We start from the raw sequence: 17497 nt of genomic DNA, 5'->3' as shown, positions 1-17497 counted from the left end.
GCTTGTCCGGGATGACGCTGCAGGGGCTCAGGCGTAGCGGCGCGACGCGAGCCCGTGCGACCGGCGCAGGCCGGTGAGGTCGAGCCCCGGAATTTCGCCGTCGATCACCCGCCAGCGTCCGCCGACCAGCACCCGGTCGGCCCGGCTGGCGCCGCACAGCACCAGCGCCGCGATCGGGTCATGCGCGCCGGAGAAGCGCAGCTCATCGAGCTTGTAGAGCGCGAGGTCGCCCTGCAGCCCCGGCGCGATCTTGCCGATATCCTCGCGGCCGAGGCAGCGCGCCGAGCCTTCCGTCGCCCAGCGTATCGTGTCGCGCGCCGTCACCGCGCTGGCGCTCTTGTAGTGCAGCCGGTTGAGCAGCAGCGCGTGGCGCAGCTCTTCCATCAGGTTTGAGCCGTCATTGGAGGCCGAGCCGTCGACGCCGAGGCCGAGCGGAGCGCCGGCCGCCTCGAGCTCGCGGGTCTTGCAGAAGCCGGAGGCGAGCACCCCGTTCGAGGTCGGGCAATGGCAGACGCCGACGCCGGCCTTGCCCAGCCGCTCGCATTCCTCGCAGGAAAAGTGGATGCCGTGCGCCAGCCAGGTCTTCGGCCGCATCCAGCCGGCTTCCTCGAGCAGGTCGAGCGGCCGCTTGCCGTAAACGTCCTGGCAATAGGCGTCCTCATCCTCGGTCTCGGCGAGATGGGTGTGCAGCGGCGCATCGAAGCGCGCCGCGAGCTCTGCCGATTTCGCCATTAGCGACGGCGTTACCGAGAAGGGCGAGCAGGGCGCGAGTGCGATCTGGACCATGCTGCCGGGAGAAGGGTCGTGGAACAGTTTCAGCACCCGCTCGCTGTCGACGAGGATCGTCTCCTCGTCCTGGACGACCTCGTCCGGCGGCAGACCGCCATCCTTCTGCGACAGGTTCATCGAGCCGCGCGAGATGGTGACGCGGATGCCGAGCGCGCGGGCTTCCTCTACCGCGATGTCAACGGCGTTCTCCAGGCCTTCGGGGTAGAGATAGTGGTGGTCGGCCGCGGTCGTGCAGCCGGACAGGAGCAGCTCGACCAGCGCCGCCCGCACAGCGATGCGCAGATCCTCCGGCCGCAGCCGCGCCCAGAGCGGATAGAGCGCCTTGAGCCAGGGAAAGAGTTCGCGGTCGACCGCCGCCGGATGGGCGCGCGTCAGCGTCTGGTAGAAATGGTGATGGGTGTTGACGAGCCCCGGCAGCACGACATGGTCCGAGGCATCGAAGCTCTCGGTCACCGGCAGCGAGGGGAAGCCGCCAAGCGTGACCAGCTCGACGATGACGCCGTCCTCGATCACCACCCCGCCGCCGGCGTTTTCAGCGAGAATGGCGAGCGGGTTTCTGATCCAGAGGCGCATGATGAGTCCGGGTATAAAGGCGGCGATTCAGTCAATTGTCCCGCATAGGCGGGGCATTGGTCGAAGGCCAGCCCGGGGTACTCATTTCGCGGTGGGTCAATCGTCCCAGAACGGGCCGCTCTTGCAGCGATAGCCGATGAAGCATTGCGGGGTGTCGCGTGCCGGCACCCAGGCCGGATCGGCATATTCGTCGAACTGGCAGAAGCCGCGATGGGCGACGAAACGGTCATAGGTATAGCCGCCGGTGCCGAGCACGATCGCGCCATTGGCGCGCACGGTCTGCTGGTTCGCGGCGCAACTGCGTGACAGCGTCGACGGTCGGCCCTGGGCGAGGCTCGCTCCGGTGAAGGCGAGCATCAGGACGAGGGTCAGGGCGATCCGTTTCATCGGGTTTTTCCGCGTGGCAAGCCTCTCCATCATAACACGTCTCGCCGGCCGGCGTTCCCCAGCCTTGACGTTGCCCCCCGCATCGGCCATCGCTCCGGGCGACCTCATGACTGCCGGAGCTGTCTCATGTCGCTGACCGATCTCGCCGCCACCATCGATGCCGCCTGGGAGAACCGGGCCGAGATCGGCATCTCGACCAAAGGCGCCGTGCGCGAGGCCGTCGATCAGGCAATCGAGATGCTCGATGCCGGCCAGGCCCGCGTCGCCGAGAAGATCGACGGCGAATGGGTCACGCATCAGTGGCTGAAGAAGGCGGTGCTGCTCTCCTTCCGCCTGACCGACAACCAGATCATTGCGAACGGCCCGGGCGAGGGCGTGTTCTGGGACAAGGTGCCGTCGAAGTTCGAGGGCTGGGGCGAGAACCGCTTCCGGGCCGCCGGCTTCCGCGTCGTGCCGCCGGCCGCGGCGCGCAAGGGCTCCTTCCTGGCGCCGAACGTCATCCTGATGCCGTCCTTCGTCAATATCGGCGCCTATGTCGATTCCGGCACCATGGTCGACACCTGGGCGACGGTCGGCTCCTGCGCCCAGATCGGCAAGAACGTCCACCTCTCGGGCGGCGTCGGCATCGGTGGCGTGCTCGAGCCGCTGCAGGCCAACCCGACGATCATCGAGGATAACTGCTTCATCGGCGCCCGTTCCGAGGTGGTCGAGGGCGTCGTCGTCGGCGAAGGCTCGGTGCTCTCGATGGGCGTCTTCATCTCGGCCTCGACCAAGATCGTCGACCGCGCGACCGGCCAGGTCCATATCGGCAAGGTGCCGCCCTATTCGGTGGTGGTCTCCGGCTCGCTGCCGGGCAAGCCGATGAATGACGGCACGCCCGGCCCCTCGCTCTACTGCGCGGTGATCGTCAAGACGGTCGATGCCCAGACCCGGTCGAAGACCGGCATCAACGACCTGCTGCGGGACTGACCGCACCGGACGGAAGATCCGAGAGGGTCCGCAGCGCTCCGCGTGCGGGCCTTCTCGTCCTCGTCGCCCTCGGCCGGGGCGGACGATCGCCCTCACCGGGGGCGAGACTCCAGGCGGAGTCGAGGTGTAACGGTCGCGCAACGCGAAACGCCGTCATTCCAGATCTGCGCCGCTGCGCGGCTCTCCGGAATGACGGGTTCTTCAGCTTGTCCGAGGACGAGCGAGTGCCTCAGGCGGCCGGGGCAGGGTTCGTGGTCGCCTCAGGGCCGGGGCCGGTCGGCAGCGGCTGGGCGGCCGGGGAGGCGGCGAGCGCATCGCGCAGGGCCTGCTCGCGGGTATGGTCGAGCGAAGTCTTCAGCACGACGCCGCCGGTACCCTTGATCGCTTCGAGCACCTTGTCGCCGGTCATCTTCTGGATCAGCACGAACAGCGCCGCATTGCCGGGCTGCAGGCTCCCCGAGAGTTCCTTCATGAAGTTGTCGTTGACGCCGTAATCGGAGAGAGCGCCGCCGAGCGCGCCCGAGGCGGCACCGATCGCCGCGCCGAACACCGGCATCAGGAAGATCGCACCGATCAGCAGGCCCCAGAAGCCGCCGGATGCGGCACCGAGCGCCGTGGTGTTGAGCAGCTGGTTGAGCTTGATCTTGCCGCCTTCATGCATCACGGCGATCGCCGCGTCGCTGATCTGGATCAGGTATTCCTTCTGCAGCCCGAAGAGCTTCTGGCGCATTTCCTCGGCCTTGGCCTCGGTCGGATAGACGATGACGACGAGATCAGACATGGGGGAACTCCTGGTAAGGCGGGAATGCCAAGCTGACGATAGCTTGTGACAGGCTTGCGGCGAAAGCCATGATTCAAATCAAGGCAGGTAGGGCTCGCCACCTCTGCTTGGCGCCGGGAATCCGCGCTTACTCGGTCGTCAATTCCTTGGCAGCCTCCTTCGCCGCGCCGCGCAGCGGCAGCTCCTTCATCCGCGCGAGGAACAGCAGCGAGAGCGCGAAGCCGACGAAGGTCGCGGCGAAGACATAGGTGAACAGCCGGACCATGATCTCCCGGTCGACCGCGCCGGCCTTGAGCGTCTCGGCCGAGAGCCCGGCGCCGCTCGCGCCCATGCCGCCGAGCACGATCGCGCCGAACACGGCGACGATCAGCGCTCCGCCGATCTGCCGGAAGAAATTGGCGGTTGCCGTCGCAGTGCCGAGCTGGTGCATCGCGACGGCGTTCTGGATCGCGACGGTCGCGACCGGCAGCAGCGTGCCGAAGCCGAGGCTGATCACCGCGAGCACGGCGCCGAAAGGCACGAGCGGCAGGCGACCGGAGAAGATGGCCAGCACCGCCGTGCCGATGAGCGCCACGACAAGGCCCGCCAGTGGTACGCGCTTGTAGTGCGTCAGCTTGGTCATCGCCCGGCCGGATGCGGTCGCGCCGATGACCGTGCCGCAGGTCAGCGGGATCAGCCCGAGCCCGGAATGGGCGGCGGACAGGCCGGCGACGGTCTCGAAATAGAGCGGCAGATAGATCGTCAGCCCGATGAAGGTCCCCATGCCGAAGCCGGCGGCGATGGTGCCGTCGCGCACCACCGGATTGGCGAGGATGGCGAGCGGGATCAGCGGCTCGGCCGCGACCCGCAGCCGCCAGGCGAAGCAGAGCCAGAGCCCGAGCGAGAGCAGCACCAGCCCGAGGATCGGCGCCGAGAACCATGCGTAGACGACGCCACCCCAGGACAAGGCGAGCAGCAGGGTCATGGTCGCGCTGGTCATCAGCAGGGCGCCGAGCACGTCGAGCTGGTGCGGTCGCTCATGGCGCGGCAGCCGGCGCAGCGCCTTGTCGGTCATCCAGTAGGCGGCAAGCCCGAGCGGCAGGTTGATCCAGAAGATCACCGACCAGTGCAGCGCCTCCGAGATTACGCCGCCGAGCACCGGCCCGAGCAGCGAGGAGGAGAAGAACACGCTGGCGATGTAGACCTGATATTTCCCGCGTTCCTTCGGCGGCACCATGTCGCCGATGATCGTCTGGGCCAGCGCGATCAGCCCGCCGCCGCCGAGGCCCTGGATGAAGCGGGACACCACCAGCAGCCAGATCGAGGAGGAGAGCGCGCAGGCGACGGAGCCGACGATGAAGATCACGATGCCGCCGAGCAGCGTCACCCGCCGGCCATGGATGTCGGCGAGCTTGCCGTAGAGTGGGGTCACCGCCGTCGAGGCCAGCAGATAGGAGGTCACCACCCAGGGCAGGTGGGTGACGTCGCCCAGTTCGCGCCCGATCGTCGGCATTGCGGTCGCGACGATGGTCTGGTCGAGCGCCGCCAGGAACATTGCGAGCATGATGCCGATCAGGATCGAGCGGATATCGGCATGGCTGAGCGCAGCCGCCGGCGCCTCGGTCTCGACCCGCTTGTCCATCGGCACTGCGCCCGTCCTGTGAATTGGGAATGGCGGACCTTAATGCGCTGTCAGGCCATGCGCCATGCGCGGGCGCGCAGGGCCGATCGGCGTTGCGATCACGCTGCCGTTGCGGAGGCCTTCAGGCAATGCACAATATCGGCAGGCGCGGTACGGCGCCGGGGAGGGGGGCTGCGATGCGGGCGGTGTTGCTGCCGATAGTCGTGCTGCTCGGCGCGGCGCCGGCCTTCGGGCTCGAGCTCGAAGGCCGCTATGGCTTTGCCGGAGAGTGGGCGGTCTCCGCGAGGCTGACAGAGGGCACGGTCCCGGGCCTCTGGCGCAAGCGCGAATTCGCCGGGCCGGTGCAGCTGAAGCACCTCGCCATCTGCGGGCCGGGAGAAGTGTCCGAGAAGACCGGTACGCTGCGCTTGAGCCGCACTGGCGCGCGCTATCTCGCGAAGCTGACCGTCGGCGAGGACAGCTGCGAAGCCAGCGGCGTGCTCAACGAGGACGGGGTCGCCTTCGCCGATTGCGGGAAGAACGGCAAGATCCCGCTGCGACTCTGGTCGAAATGAGGCGGGCGATCCGGCGTTGCGCCGCCTTCGAGCCGGGGCGCTGACAAAGCTCGGCCGCGCCGCCGCGATGGGCGGTGGCGCGGCCGGATCAGGCACCGGTTCGTCGGCTCACTTCAGCTTGGCCGCGATCGCCTGGAGGCCGGCATTGGCGCATTCCTCGTCGAGATGACCGCCCGGCGCGCCACCGACACCGACCGCGCCGACGACATCGTCGCCGACCTTGACCGGCACGCCGCCGCCGAGCAGCAGGAAGCCCGGGATGTGCACGAGATTGCGCGCGCCGGCATTGTTGGCGGCGGCTTCCGCCATCGCGCCGGTGTTCGAGCGGGCCGAGGCCGAGGTGAAGGCCTTGGCGCGGCTGGCTTCGAGGGTATGCGGGCCGGCGCGGTCGGCGCGGACCATGGCGCGCACGACGCCCTGGCGATCGACCACGGTCGCGGTGACATTGAAGTTCTTGGCGGCGCAGGCCGCGACTGTCGCCTGGGCGAGCTCGACGGCGAGGGTGGAGGGCAGGACGCGCTCCTGCGGCACCTGCGCCTGGGCGAGGGCCGGCAGGGCGACGGCGGCGGAAATCAGGACGAGACGGGCGAAGGACATGGCGAACTCCTCTGACGGCCACCGAGGGTGGCGGCGTGAGGGGAGAATGGCGAAGCCGCCCGGCCGCGTGCATCCGGGTGATCGACGCGCGGTATCGGTAGTTCTACCGATCGGCGCCTTGCAGGTGCAGCCGCACCATCTCCGCGAGCGAGCTGGTTTCGAGCTTCTCGGCGAGGTGGGCGCGATGCGTGTCGACGGTCCGCGGCGAGATGCCGAGCAGGCGCGCTGCCTCCTTGCTCGAATGGCCCTCGGCGATCAGGGCGAGGATTTCCCGTTCGCGCTCCGAGAGCCGCTCCAGCCGCTGCCGCGAGGACGAGGCATCCGCTTCCGACGCGAGCATCGCCTCCAGCCGGGCGAGCGCAGCCTGGACCGTGTCGATCAGCACCTGCTCGTCGATCGGCTTGGTCAGGAAATCGGCGGCGCCGTTGCGGAAGGCGGCGCGACAGGCCTCGACATCGCCATGGCCGGTGATCACGATCACCGGCCAGCGGCAGCGGCTCGCCGCCAGGCGCTCCTGCAGCTTCAGCCCGGTCAGGCGCGGCATCCGGATATCGGTGACGATGCAGCCGGGCGGCAGCCCGGGCAGCGCGTCCAGGAAGGCGAGGCCATCCTGATAGCCCCTGACCTCGAGGCCTACGGTGCGCAGCAGGAAGCTGAGCGCCTCCCGCACCTCCCAGTCATCGTCGATCAGGTGGACGAGGCGCAGGCTCATTCGGCGGCCTCGCGGCGGATCGCTTCGGCCGCCAAAGGCAGGTGGAAGCTGAACACGGCGCCGCCGGTGGCGGCGTTCCTGCCCTCAAGCGTGCCGCCGAAGCGCTCGATCAGCCGGTTGCAGAGCGCAAGGCCGAGCCCGAGCCCTTCCGGCTTGGTGGTGAAGAAGGGTTCGAAAAGCCGCGCCTCCGCCTCGGACGAGAGACCGGGGCCGGTGTCGGCGACGCTGAGCACGGCCTGTGCTCCTTGCGTCGCCACGGCAATCGTAACGATCCGCTCGCCCTTGGCCTCCGCGACCGCGTCGAGCGCGTTGCGGCCGAGATTGAAGACGACCTGTTCGAGCTGGACCCGGTCGGCTCGGACCAGTGGTCGGCTGCCATCGCTCTCGACCTTGAGCGCGGTGCCTGCCGGCAAGGCTCCGGTCGTCAGCAGATGGGCAACCTCGCGAGCGAGTTCGGCGAGATCGACGATTTCGAGATCGGGCTCGGACTTGCTGATCCAGGCCCTGAGCCGGCCGAGGATTTCGCCGGCCCGCTTGGCGTTGCGCGCAATCGCGTCGAGGGCGGGCGCGAGCGTGGCGGGCTCCATGCCGGGACGTTGTACGAGGCGCTGGCCGGCCTGGGCATGGCTGAGGATCGCGGTCAGCGGCTGCGTCAGCTCATGGGCGATGCCCGAGGCGAGCTCGCCCATGGCGTTGACGCGCCCGGCGTGGGCGAGCCTTGCATCCTGGGTGGCCAGGGCGGCCTTGCGCGCCGCGTCATTGGCCTTGGACCGGGCGTCGAGCAATCTTTCGATCAGCGCTCCGCCGAGCGCTGTGAGCAGCGCTGCGAGCAGCAGGAAACCCAAAGGCGGAACCGGCCAGCGCGGTGCGGTCGAGGCGAGGTCGAGGCGCAAGGGCTGGGTGCGGCTGGCGATTTCGGCGCTGAACGCGCTGGCCTTGTTCCCGGCCGGAGGCGGCTCGCTGGCGAGCCGCAGAGTCGCCGTCGCACCCTCCGGCAAGGCGATGTCGCTGGCCGACAGCCTAGCGATGTCGACGATCAGCGCGATTGCATAGTGTCCGACACCATCGGTCAGGGCGCGCTTGACGAGGAGCAGCTTCGACCCGTCCTCGATGGCGCGAGTCCGCACCGTCGCGCCGGAGGCCTGCGCCGCCTCGGCTGCGACGATGGCCGGGTCGCTGGCGTCGAGCAGGGAAGCCGGCGGCGTGGTGGCGAGATCGATCACGTCGATCCCGATGATGCGCGGGTAGAAGCGCGTAATGCTGGCGGCGACCTGCTCGACCGTCGCGATCTGCGCGGGGTCGGCGGCCTGGACCAGAGCGGAGAGGCTGGTCAGATGCGCGTCGTGCTGGTCGGCCCGCTGCGAGATCAGGCGATGCAGCGTCTGGCCCGCGCTGGCGAGTTCCGCCGCGGCCTGACGGCGCTGCAGCAACGAATAGAGGACGCAGACGAGCCCGAGCACGGCGATGCCCGAGAGGAGAATGATGCTGCGCCGCCGCCGTCCCGTCATCCTGCTTCGTCAGCTCCATCCGGGTCCGCTCCCGGCAGGCCGAGGATAGCGATTTTCCGGCGGGGCTGCACGGGCTCGCGGCGGATCGTGACGAAGCTAGGTTTCGGCCAAGCCCGACAGCGGCGCCCGCAGGGATAGGATGATGCCTTCGGCCGCATAGTCGGTCTGGGCCGTGCCGCCGAGATAGCTGCCGAGCGCCTTCTCGATCATCTGCGAACCAAAGCCGCGCCGGGTCGGCGGCGTCACCAGCGGGCCGCCGCTCTCCTGCCAGCGAAACAGCATCTCCCCGGCCTCGATCTGCCAGATAACTTCGACGCGGCCGGCCTCATGGGACAGCGCGCCATACTTGATGGCGTTGGTTCCGAGCTCATGGGTGGCCAGCGCCATGGCCAGGGCGCATTTCGGCGACAGCGCGACGGCCGGCCCTGCGATCGCGATGCGGGCGCCGAAGCGATGGGGGGCCAGCACGACCTCGACCAGTTGCTTCAGGTCGGCGCCGTGCCGGCTCGCCGACAGCAGCAGGTCCTGCGCCGCGCCAAGCGCCTGCAGACGGTCGAGCAGGCGGGGCTTGGCGGTCTCGATTGGCTCCTCGCGCTGGCGCAAGGTCTGGTTGACGATGCCCTGCACCATGGCGAGCAGGTTCTTGATGCGGTGGTTGAGCTCGCCGGCGAGCATGCGATAGCGCTCTTCGCTGGCCCTGAGTTCGGTGATGTCGCGAGAGACCGAGAGAATGGCCTCCGTCCGGCCGTCCGGCCCGATGATCGGCGAGACCTGCACGTCCCAGTAGCGGGGATTGCCGGCGGCGGTGTTGGCCGGGCCCTGGAAGCGATAGCTCTTGCCGTCGCGCGCCGCGCCAATCGCGGCCCTGGCTTCCTCAGAGCCGGCATTGTCCCAGAAATCCGGCCAGGCGCAGCCACGGATCGCCTCGAAGTCCGTGACCTCCATGACGCGCTGGCCGCCTTCGCTCATGAAGGTGAGCCTGCCCTCGAGATCGAGCACCTTGATGCAGTCATCCGACGCCGCGAGCACCGCGCGCATGAGGCGCGCATCCTTGTCTACCTGTGTCGGCACGTGCGCGCTTTCGATCGCTGGGGCTGTTCTCGTCCAGTTCGACCGCTACAGCATTGCTTGTCAAACCAGCATGTCTTTTGACAGGTTTTCCCGCCTCGTCGTCGGCGGGGCGGCGATTGACGCGAGCCCCCGGTCCCGTCAGCTTGGCGCGATCCCGAAGGAGCCTCGCCCATGGAAAGCCTGACGCCGCGCCAGCGCGAGATCGTGACGCTGGCGCGCAGCCAGGGCCGGGTCAGCGTCGAGGAACTGGCGGCGCGCTACGAGGTCAGCGTCCAGACCATCCGCAAGGACCTCAACCAGCTCTGCGAGCAGCGCGTGATGTCGCGCGTCCATGGCGGCGCGGTCGTCGCCTCCAGCGTCGAGAACCTCGCCTATGAGGCGCGCCGCTTCATCGCCGGCGAGGAGAAGGCGGCGATCGGCCGTGCCGCCGCGGCGCTGATCCCCAACGACGCCTCGCTCTTCATCAACATCGGCACCACCACGGAGGAGGTCGCCCGCGCGCTGACCGACCATCAAGGCTTGCTGGTGATCACCAACAACCTGCATGTCGCAACGCTGCTCTATCCGCACCCGCGCATCGAGGTGATCGTTGCGGGCGGCCCGGTGCGGCGTTCGGATGGCGGGGTCATCGGTGCGGCCGCGATCGACCTGATCCGCCAGTTCAAGGTCGACTATGCCGTGATCGGCACCTCGGCCATCGACGAGGAGGGCGCGCTGCTCGATTTCGACTATCGCGAGGTCAGGGTTTCGCAGGCGATCATCGAGAACGCCCGGCAATGCCTGCTCGTCGCTGACAGCACCAAGTTCGAGCGCTCCGCGCCCGTCCGCATCGCCCATCTGCGCGATGTCGACGTGTTCGTCACCGACCGTCTGGAGGCCGAGCCGCTGCGCGAGCTCTGCCGCAGCGAGGGGGTCGAGCTGGTCGAAACGGCTGCGAAAGGCTCTTCCTGAAGCAAGCTTCGCGCTGACCAGTCGTCATTCCGGACAAGCCGCGCAGCGGCGCAGCTGCGGAATCCATCATGGAGCGCCGTAGCCCTGCTAAGAATTCCGGCATTCCGCTTCGCTCCAGCCGGAATGGCCTTGGAATTTTGTTGGAAGGCGCTTCATGCGGGAGAGCTTCTAGAAACAGGGTTGAGGTTTCGTTTTTGATTTCGCTTTTGCATTGCACGCAAGCAAAGCGCGCATTATCTATCCCGTTGCAGGCGGCGTCCGATGCTCCCTGCCGGGAGGGTAATCGTGTCGGCTCCGGTCTTCGATGTCGCCATCATCGGCGGTGGCGTGAATGGTTGCGGGATCGCCCGCGATGCCGCCGGCCGCGGCGCCTCCGTCATCCTGTTCGAGCAGGGTGACCTTGCCGGCGCCACCTCTTCGGCCTCGACCAAGCTGATCCATGGCGGCCTGCGCTATCTCGAGCATTACGAGTTCCGGCTGGTGCGCGAAGCGCTCACCGAGCGCGAGGTGATCTGGCGTGCCGCCCCGCATATCGTGCGCCCGCTGCGCTTCGTCCTGCCGCATCACGAAGGCCTACGACCCTGGTGGCTGCTGCGGCTCGGCCTCTTCCTCTACGACCATCTCGGCGGACGAAAGCTCCTGCCGGCGACGCGCTCGCTCGACCTGCGCCGCGACGAGACAGGCGAACCGCTGCAGCCGCGCTTCAGCCGCGGCTTCGAGTATTCCGATTGCTGGGTCGACGATGCGCGGCTCGTCGTGCTCAACGCCCGCGATGCGGCCGAGCGCGGCGCGCAGATCGTGACACAGACCAAGGTGGTCGGCGCGCGTCGCCAGGGCGATCACTGGCTGGTCGAAACCGAGGCTGCCGATGGCAGCAGGGCGCAGACGGCGGCCCGGACCCTGGTCAATGCCGCCGGGCCCTGGGTGGCCGAGGTGCTGAACGGCATCGCCCCAAGCGAGCAGCCGGCCGCCGTCAGGCTGGTCCAGGGCAGCCACATCGTCGTGCCACGCCTGTTCGAGCATGACCGCTGCTACATCTTCCAGAATGCCGATGGTCGCATCATCTTCGCGATCCCCTATGAGGGCGATCTCACGCTGATCGGCACCACCGACAGGGATTATCGCGCCGATCCGGCCAAGGTCGCGGCCAGCGAGGAGGAGATCGCCTATCTCTGCTCCGCGGCCAGCGAGTACTTCCGCAAGCAGATCCGGCGCGAGGACGTGGTCTGGACCTATTCCGGGGTGCGGCCGCTCTACGATGACGGCGCCAGCAAGGCCCAGGAGGCGACGCGCGATTATGTGCTGAAGCTCGACGAGCCGGCCGGCTCGGCGCCGCTGCTCTCGGTCTTCGGCGGCAAGATCACGACCTCGCGCCGCCTTGCCGAGGCCGCGGTCGAGAAGCTCGCAGCCGCCGTGCCGGCGCTTCGCGCCGCGCCCTGGACGGCCGGGGCGCCGCTTCCCGGCGGCGATTTCCCGGTCCAGGGTTTCGGGGCGCTGGTCGAGCGGATCTGCACGGCGCGGCCCTGGCTCGACCGGGCGCTGGCACGCCGCCTGGCGCGTGCCTATGGCACCCGCGCCGAGCGTCTGCTGGAAGGCGCGGCGTCGATGGCCGATCTCGGCCGGAATTTCGGCGCCGACCTGACGGAGCGCGAGGTTGGCTGGCTGATGGCGCAGGAATGGGCGGTGACCGCCGAGGACGTGCTGTTCCGGCGCAGCAAGCTCGGCCTGCGTCTCTCGGCCGAGCAGCGTCAGGCGCTCGACGACCATATGGCAGCGCAGCGCGCCGGCGCGCCGGCTCTGGCCGCACAGGGCTGACGCCGGCGGCCTCCATCGGAGCTCTACTGGGCCGTTGCCGCCGCCGGGTCCATTCAGAACGCCTCCCAGACATGGCCGTCGAGATCGCGGAAGGCGCGGCCATACATGAAGCCGTGATCCTGGGGCTCGCTGAAGGTGCTGCCGCCGGCCGCGAGGGCGGCCGTGACGATGGCGTCGACCGCCGCGCGATCGTCGCGGGAGAGCGCGATCAGCACCTCGGTCGTCTTCTGCGTATCGGCGATCGGCTTAGGCGAGAAGCCGGCGAATTTCTCATGGGTCAGCAGCATCGCGAAGATGGTGTCGCTGATCACCATGCAGGCGCCGGTCTCGTCGGAGAACTGCGGGTTGAAGGAGAAGCCGAGCGCCTTGAAGAAGTCCATCGACTTGGCGAGGTCCTTCACTGGCAGGTTGACGAAGATCATCTGAGGCATCGCGTTCTCCTTGGAGGGCGTCCTTGCGCGGGCATGGAGCAGGGCGGGAATGGCGTGGTCATGACAGGGCGCGCAGCGTCTGCCTGAGCCGTTCCGGCTCGGCTTCGCCCAGGCGCTCGTCGACCGCGTCATGTGTGCTTCGCCAGATCGGCACGGCCTCTGCCAGCAGCGCAATTCCCTCCGGCGTAATTGCCAGCAGCCGGCTGCGGCGGTCCTTATCGCCGGGAGAGACGGAGACGAGGCCGCGCCGCTCGAGCGGCTTCAGCGCTGCGGTCAGGGTCGTGCGGTCCATGCCGAGCAGCTTCGCCACCGGTGCGATGCTCGGCGGTTCCGGCCGGTTGAGGGACATCAGCAGCGAGAACTGCTGGTTGGTCAATCCCAGAGGCCGCAGCGCCTCGTCGAACAGCCGGGCCAGTGCGCGGGCGGCGCGCTGCAGGTGCAGGCAAAGGCAGTGGTCGCGCACATGCAGCGTGGTCGCGAAGGGGACCGGCGATTCCGCTGGCATGAGGGCTGATTTTGACATGGCTCAATTATGTTGATATCAACTATTAAAGTCAAGAACAGGGGCGCAGCGCTGAAGGGAGAAAACCATGCAGCATCATCAGCTTGCCTCTAAGGCCGAGTGGCTTGAAGCCCGCCGCGCGCTTCTGAAGCGTGAGAAGGAGTTCACCCGGCTGCGCGATGCGATCAATGCCGAGCGCCTGGCTCTGCCCTGGGTCGAGGTCGAGAAGGACTACGTCTTCGACACGCCTTCCGGACGGCGCAGCCTCGCGGAGCTCTTCGACGGCCGCAGCCAGCTCATGATCTACCATTTCATGTTCGGGCCGGACTGGGAGGCGGGCTGCCCGGGTTGTTCCTTCATGGCCGATCATTTCGACGGGACCTTGCCGCATCTCAACAACCATGACGTCACGCTGGTCGTGGTGTCGCGGGCGCCGCTCGCCAAGATCGAGGCCTACAGGAAGCGGATGGGCTGGAATTTCCCCTGGGTCTCATCCTTCGGCAGCGACTTCAATGCCGATTTCCACGTCTCCTTCACCAAGGAGGAGCTGGCGAGCGGCAAGGTCGAATACAATTTCACGCAGACGCCGTCGGAGCAGGCTTTCGATGAGCTACCGGGCATGAGCGCCTTCAGTCGCGACGAGCAGGGGCGGGTCTTCCACACCTACTCCTCCTATGCCCGCGGCGGCGAGGAACTGCTTTCGACGTTGATGATCCTCGACCGCGCGCCCAAGGGCCGCAACGAGACGTCGACGCTCAGCTTCGTCAAGCGCCATGACGAGTACGAGGAGCCGGCACGGGCCCACGCCTGCTGCGCCGCCTGAGGCGGCGCGCCACGGAACGCGCGCATAGGGTTGGCAGGGTGTCCGCCTCTTCAGGAGAACGGACTTGGGGCGCGTGATTTCGCAGAGCAGTGGCCGCCAGTGCTGTCATTGCGAGGAGCGGACCGACGAAGCAATCCAGGGCGCGCAAAGCCCTCCTGGATTGCTTCGCTTCGCTCGCAATGACGACTGGCTCAGCCCTGCGCCACGGTCGCCCGCCGCACGATGCCCGCCAGTTCCGGCGAGGGCTCCAGCGTACCGAAGACATAGCCCCAGTCGGCATCGAGCCGCGAGCGGCAGAAGGTTTCGAACACCGCCTCGTCGGCATGCTTGCGCAGCTCCGAGGCCTGCAGCGCATAGGCCATCAGATTGGCGAGCCGCCGGCCATGGCCGTCATCATTGCGCGGCTTGGCGACTTCCGTGCCGAGCCGGTCGAGCCAACGGTCGAGGGCACGATTGGCGCCGCGCGCGCTGTCGACCTCTGCCATGAAGGCCTCCTTCGTGCGCGGGTCGCGGTTGAAGGAGCGCAGCACGTCCATGCACATCATGTTCGAGGTGCCCTCCCAGATCGCGTTCAACGGCGCCTCGCGATAGAGCCGCGCCATCGGGTTCTCCTCGATGAAGCCGTTGCCGCCATGGCATTCCAGGGCTTCGACGACGAAGGCGGCGGCGCGCTTGCAGTTCCAGAACTTGGCCAGCGGCGTCGAGACCCGGGCGAGGTGGCGCTCCTGCTCGGAGCTTTCCATCGCGTCCGTCGCGGCGGCGATCCGGAAGGCCATCAGCGTCGAGGCTTCCGAGTCGATCGCGAGATCGGCGAGGATGTTGGTCATCATCGGCTGCTCGGCGAGCGAGGAGCCGAAACCCCGGCGCGACTGGGTGTGGTTCAGCGCCAGCGTCAGCGCCTGCCGCATCAGTCCGGCCGAGCCGACGGCGAAGTCGAGCCGGGTGAGATGGGCGTGGGAGAGGATCTCCTTGATGCCGGCGCCCTCCGCGCCGACCAGCCAGCCCAGGCACTCGCGGAACTCGACCTCGGAGGAGGCGTTGGAGCGGTTGCCGGCCTTGTCCTTCAGGCGCTGGATTTGCAGCCGGTTGCGGCTGCCATCGGGCAGGAAACCCGGGCAGAACAGGCAGGAGACGCCGCTCTCGGTCTGCGCCAGGGTAAAGAACCCGTCCGATTGCGGCACCGAGAAGAACCATTTGTGCCCGGTGATCAGGTAGACCCGGCCTTCCGGCGTATCCTCGAGGAAACGCGCCGTCGTCTGGGTTTGGCGCAGATCCGAGCCGCCCTGCTTTTCTGTCATCGCATAGCCGATGCTGGCCCCGGTCTTCTGGGCCACCGGCAGCGGGCGCTTGTCGTAGCGGCCCGAGGTGATTTTCTCGCGCCAGAGCGAAAATTCGGACTGGGAGAGGCCGGGATAGGCCGCGTAGGTCATGCCGGTCGGGCAGCCGACGCCGTGCTCGACCTGGTTCCAGAGATAAGACATCACCGCCCTGGCCGCGTGGCCGTTCGGCTCCTTCGTCGTCCAGGCGAGCGAGGGCACCTCATGGGCGAAGGCGAGGCCCATCAGCTCGTGCCAGGCAGGATGGAACTCGATCCAGTCGGTGCGGTTGCCGAACCGGTCATGCGTCTTCAGTTCGGGCCCATAACGATTGGCGAGCCGCGCCAACTCCTGCACCTCGCTATCGCCGGCGAGCGCGCCGAGCGCACGTGCTTTCCCGGCGGCCCAGGGCGCGAGCCGTGCGACGACGCCCTGCAGCACGGCGTCCCCGGAAAAGGCGTTCCAGCCGGTCGCCGGGCGGGCCTGGTTGAGGACCTGGTGGGTGGCGCTGGTGTGAATGTTCATTCCGCCGCCTCCTGCGTGGTCATGCGTTCCGGCACCTCGCAGCCGGTGACGCAGCAGCGCCCGGGCTGCTTCGAGACACGCGAGCCGTCGGCGAGGACGCCGCGGTCGAGCAGGCTCTCGACCAGCTCGACCTTTTCCATGACGGGATAGTTGCGCCAGATCTCGCGCTTCATCGCCTCGGGCGAGCCGCCTCCATGCAGCGAGATCACCGAATACCAGCCGGCCTCCTTGGAGACGGTCAGGTCCTCGATGAAGCGCGCCACCTCGGCGCGCTGTTCATAGGGCACGTCGGGACGCCCGGTCAGCACGGCGGCGAGCGAGCCGGCGGTCTCGGGATTGTGGTCTTCGTCCGGCCCAGGCAGGGCGACGATCAGTCCGCCCGAGACGTAATGGGCGATGCGGTGCATGTCATAGATCTTGGTTGCGAGCAGCAGCTTGCCGATGTTCGAGAACACCGCGTCCGGCATCGCCACGCCCGAAGCGTCCTTCTGGCAGTAGACCGAGGCCGCAACGCCGCAGGCGAAAAAGCTTTCGGTGATGGTGATCAGCTCGACCATCTGCTCGCGGATATGGGAGTGGCGGTCGGCGTCGAGCCCGTTGGCCTCGATCATCAGCGCCCCCGCGCCGATCAGCAGGTCGCCGAAGCCGGCCCGCGCCCCGATGCAGCTATGGCGATGATGGCTGGCATAGCTGGTGGTGAGGTAGCCGGCTTCCTCGATCTCGCCGGCCATGAACACCCGGTCCCAGGGCACGAAGACGTCGTCGAACATCACCGCGCCGGTCGATTGGCCGTACTTCGCCGAGAACTTCGCGGCCGGATCGCCCGGCCTGCCTGCTGGGCGGGCGACGATGGTCACCCCGTCCGCATCGCAGGGCACGGCGCAGCACAGCGCGAAATCCTCGTCGCCCGGCGCATGGGTCCGACAGGGCATCACCAGGAATTCGTGCATATAGGGCGCGCCGGTAACGATCGCCTTGGTGCCGCGGATGACGATGCCGTCCTTACGTCGCTCCTTGATGTGGACATACGCATCGCGGTTCGCCTGCGCGCCAGGACGCTTCGAGCGGTCGCCCTTGGCGTCCGTCATGGCGACGCCGATCGTCAGGTCGCGATCCTGCGCATCGTGCAGATAGGCGAGGAAGCGCTGGCCGTAATCGGTGCCGTGGTTCGCGTCGGCCCGCGCCGTCGCTTGCAGGATGCCGCCGAAGGCGTCATGCGTCAGATAGCGCTGGGCGCAGCCGGAGATCTTGCAGACCAGCCTGACAGCTTCGAGCTTGGCGAGCAGATCGCTGGACGAGCCGTCGACATGCAGCATGCGGTTGACGGTCTTGCCCGAGCCCGCCTGCACCGCGGTCATGATCGGCCGGTGTGCTTCGTCATGGGCAAGATCGTAGGTGATGCCGACAGCGTTGATCCCGGGCGCCAGCAAGGGTTCGTCGGCGACGCTCTCGACGCGCTGTCCGTTGACGAAGACCCTGGGGTGATAGGCGCGCAGCGATTCGCGGTAGCCGGCGGCATCCATCAACATGGCGTCGTCCTCCAACGGGTTGTTGTCGACAAAATCGAACGGT

At 67.9% G+C, this 17497-nt stretch carries 17 protein-coding genes; 5 read left to right on the top strand and 12 right to left on the bottom strand.

What is annotated here, in order from left to right; genetic code table 11:
- Positions 1-27 precede the first annotated feature (27 nt).
- Both AC1REK_RS23465 and AC1REK_RS23460 read right to left on the bottom strand, forming a co-directional pair.
- Positions 28-1362, bottom strand: coding sequence for an 8-oxoguanine deaminase (locus tag AC1REK_RS23465; protein WP_492269737.1), 1335 nt, complete (start codon positions 1360-1362; stop codon positions 28-30).
- A 96-nt stretch (positions 1363-1458) separates the two neighbouring features.
- Entirely contained in the window at positions 1459-1749 is a 291-nt protein-coding gene (locus tag AC1REK_RS23460) for a hypothetical protein (RefSeq protein WP_327521035.1), read from the bottom strand.
- 126 nt (positions 1750-1875) lie between these two features.
- Here AC1REK_RS23460 and dapD point away from each other — a divergent pair, with 126 nt between their 5' ends.
- The gene (dapD, locus tag AC1REK_RS23455) at positions 1876-2718 is read left to right on the top strand and encodes a 2,3,4,5-tetrahydropyridine-2,6-dicarboxylate N-succinyltransferase (protein ID WP_327521036.1); all 843 of its coding nucleotides are present in this window, start codon (positions 1876-1878) and stop codon (positions 2716-2718) included.
- A gap of 229 nt (positions 2719-2947) precedes the next feature.
- Here dapD and AC1REK_RS23450 read toward each other — a convergent pair whose 3' ends face one another.
- On the bottom strand, positions 2948-3499 hold the full coding sequence (locus AC1REK_RS23450; protein WP_316020402.1) for a DUF1269 domain-containing protein: 552 nt from the start codon (positions 3497-3499) through the stop codon (positions 2948-2950).
- A gap of 127 nt (positions 3500-3626) precedes the next feature.
- Positions 3627-5120 carry an MDR family MFS transporter gene (locus tag AC1REK_RS23445; RefSeq protein ID WP_492269834.1) on the bottom strand — a complete coding sequence of 498 codons (1494 nt, stop codon included), beginning with the start codon at positions 5118-5120 and terminating at the stop codon, positions 3627-3629.
- 176 nt (positions 5121-5296) lie between these two features.
- Between AC1REK_RS23445 and AC1REK_RS23440 the strand changes: the two genes are divergently transcribed.
- Entirely contained in the window at positions 5297-5674 is a 378-nt protein-coding gene (locus AC1REK_RS23440) for a hypothetical protein (protein WP_492273825.1), read from the top strand.
- Between the two features lie 108 nt (positions 5675-5782).
- On the opposite strand, the gene AC1REK_RS23435 is transcribed toward AC1REK_RS23440, so the two are convergent.
- The 4 genes from AC1REK_RS23435 to AC1REK_RS23420 form a co-directional block, all read right to left on the bottom strand.
- A complete protein-coding gene (locus tag AC1REK_RS23435; protein WP_327521038.1) occupies positions 5783-6271 on the bottom strand; it encodes a GlcG/HbpS family heme-binding protein in 489 nt (162 codons plus the stop codon).
- A 103-nt stretch (positions 6272-6374) separates the two neighbouring features.
- Positions 6375-6983 (bottom strand): response regulator transcription factor, encoded by a 609-nt coding sequence (locus AC1REK_RS23430; protein WP_327521039.1) that lies wholly within the window; start codon positions 6981-6983, stop codon positions 6375-6377.
- Positions 6980-8491: a sensor histidine kinase gene (locus AC1REK_RS23425; protein ID WP_492269739.1), complete on the bottom strand. Its 1512-nt coding sequence runs from the start codon at positions 8489-8491 to the stop codon at positions 6980-6982. Before AC1REK_RS23425 ends, AC1REK_RS23430 begins: the two co-directional genes overlap by 4 nt.
- Positions 8492-8587: 96 nt before the next feature.
- The gene (locus tag AC1REK_RS23420; protein WP_492269740.1) at positions 8588-9529 is read right to left on the bottom strand and encodes an HWE histidine kinase domain-containing protein; all 942 of its coding nucleotides are present in this window, start codon (positions 9527-9529) and stop codon (positions 8588-8590) included.
- 204 nt (positions 9530-9733) lie between these two features.
- On the opposite strand from AC1REK_RS23420, the gene AC1REK_RS23415 reads away from it, so the two are divergent.
- Together AC1REK_RS23415 and glpD are read left to right on the top strand one after the other, a co-directional pair.
- A complete protein-coding gene (locus AC1REK_RS23415) occupies positions 9734-10513 on the top strand; it encodes a DeoR/GlpR family DNA-binding transcription regulator (protein ID WP_492269741.1) in 780 nt (259 codons plus the stop codon).
- Between the two features lie 261 nt (positions 10514-10774).
- Positions 10775-12328, top strand: coding sequence for a glycerol-3-phosphate dehydrogenase (glpD, locus tag AC1REK_RS23410; RefSeq protein WP_492269742.1), 1554 nt, complete (start codon positions 10775-10777; stop codon positions 12326-12328).
- A 53-nt stretch (positions 12329-12381) separates the two neighbouring features.
- On the opposite strand, the gene AC1REK_RS23405 is transcribed toward glpD, so the two are convergent.
- Positions 12382-12759 carry a VOC family protein gene (locus AC1REK_RS23405; protein ID WP_492269743.1) on the bottom strand — a complete coding sequence of 126 codons (378 nt, stop codon included), beginning with the start codon at positions 12757-12759 and terminating at the stop codon, positions 12382-12384.
- Between the two features lie 58 nt (positions 12760-12817).
- Complete coding sequence (locus AC1REK_RS23400) at positions 12818-13264, bottom strand: MarR family winged helix-turn-helix transcriptional regulator (protein WP_492269744.1); 447 nt, start codon at positions 13262-13264, stop codon at positions 12818-12820.
- 85 nt (positions 13265-13349) lie between these two features.
- On the opposite strand from AC1REK_RS23400, the gene AC1REK_RS23395 reads away from it, so the two are divergent.
- Complete coding sequence (locus AC1REK_RS23395; protein ID WP_492269745.1) at positions 13350-14084, top strand: DUF899 domain-containing protein; 735 nt, start codon at positions 13350-13352, stop codon at positions 14082-14084.
- 191 nt (positions 14085-14275) lie between these two features.
- Here the strand turns inward: AC1REK_RS23395 and AC1REK_RS23390 are convergent, their stop codons facing one another.
- Both AC1REK_RS23390 and AC1REK_RS23385 read right to left on the bottom strand, forming a co-directional pair.
- A complete protein-coding gene (locus tag AC1REK_RS23390) occupies positions 14276-15925 on the bottom strand; it encodes an acyl-CoA dehydrogenase family protein (RefSeq protein WP_492269746.1) in 1650 nt (549 codons plus the stop codon).
- Complete coding sequence (locus AC1REK_RS23385; RefSeq protein ID WP_492269747.1) at positions 15922-17454, bottom strand: 4-hydroxyphenylacetate 3-hydroxylase family protein; 1533 nt, start codon at positions 17452-17454, stop codon at positions 15922-15924. Before AC1REK_RS23385 ends, AC1REK_RS23390 begins: the two co-directional genes overlap by 4 nt.
- Positions 17455-17497 lie beyond the last annotated feature (43 nt).

The sequence above is a fragment of the Allobosea sp. GW823-FHT02B03 genome, from assembly GCF_058797755.1.
Note: the sequence above shows the minus strand (reverse complement) of the source record. Positions and strands in the feature narration are given on the sequence as shown.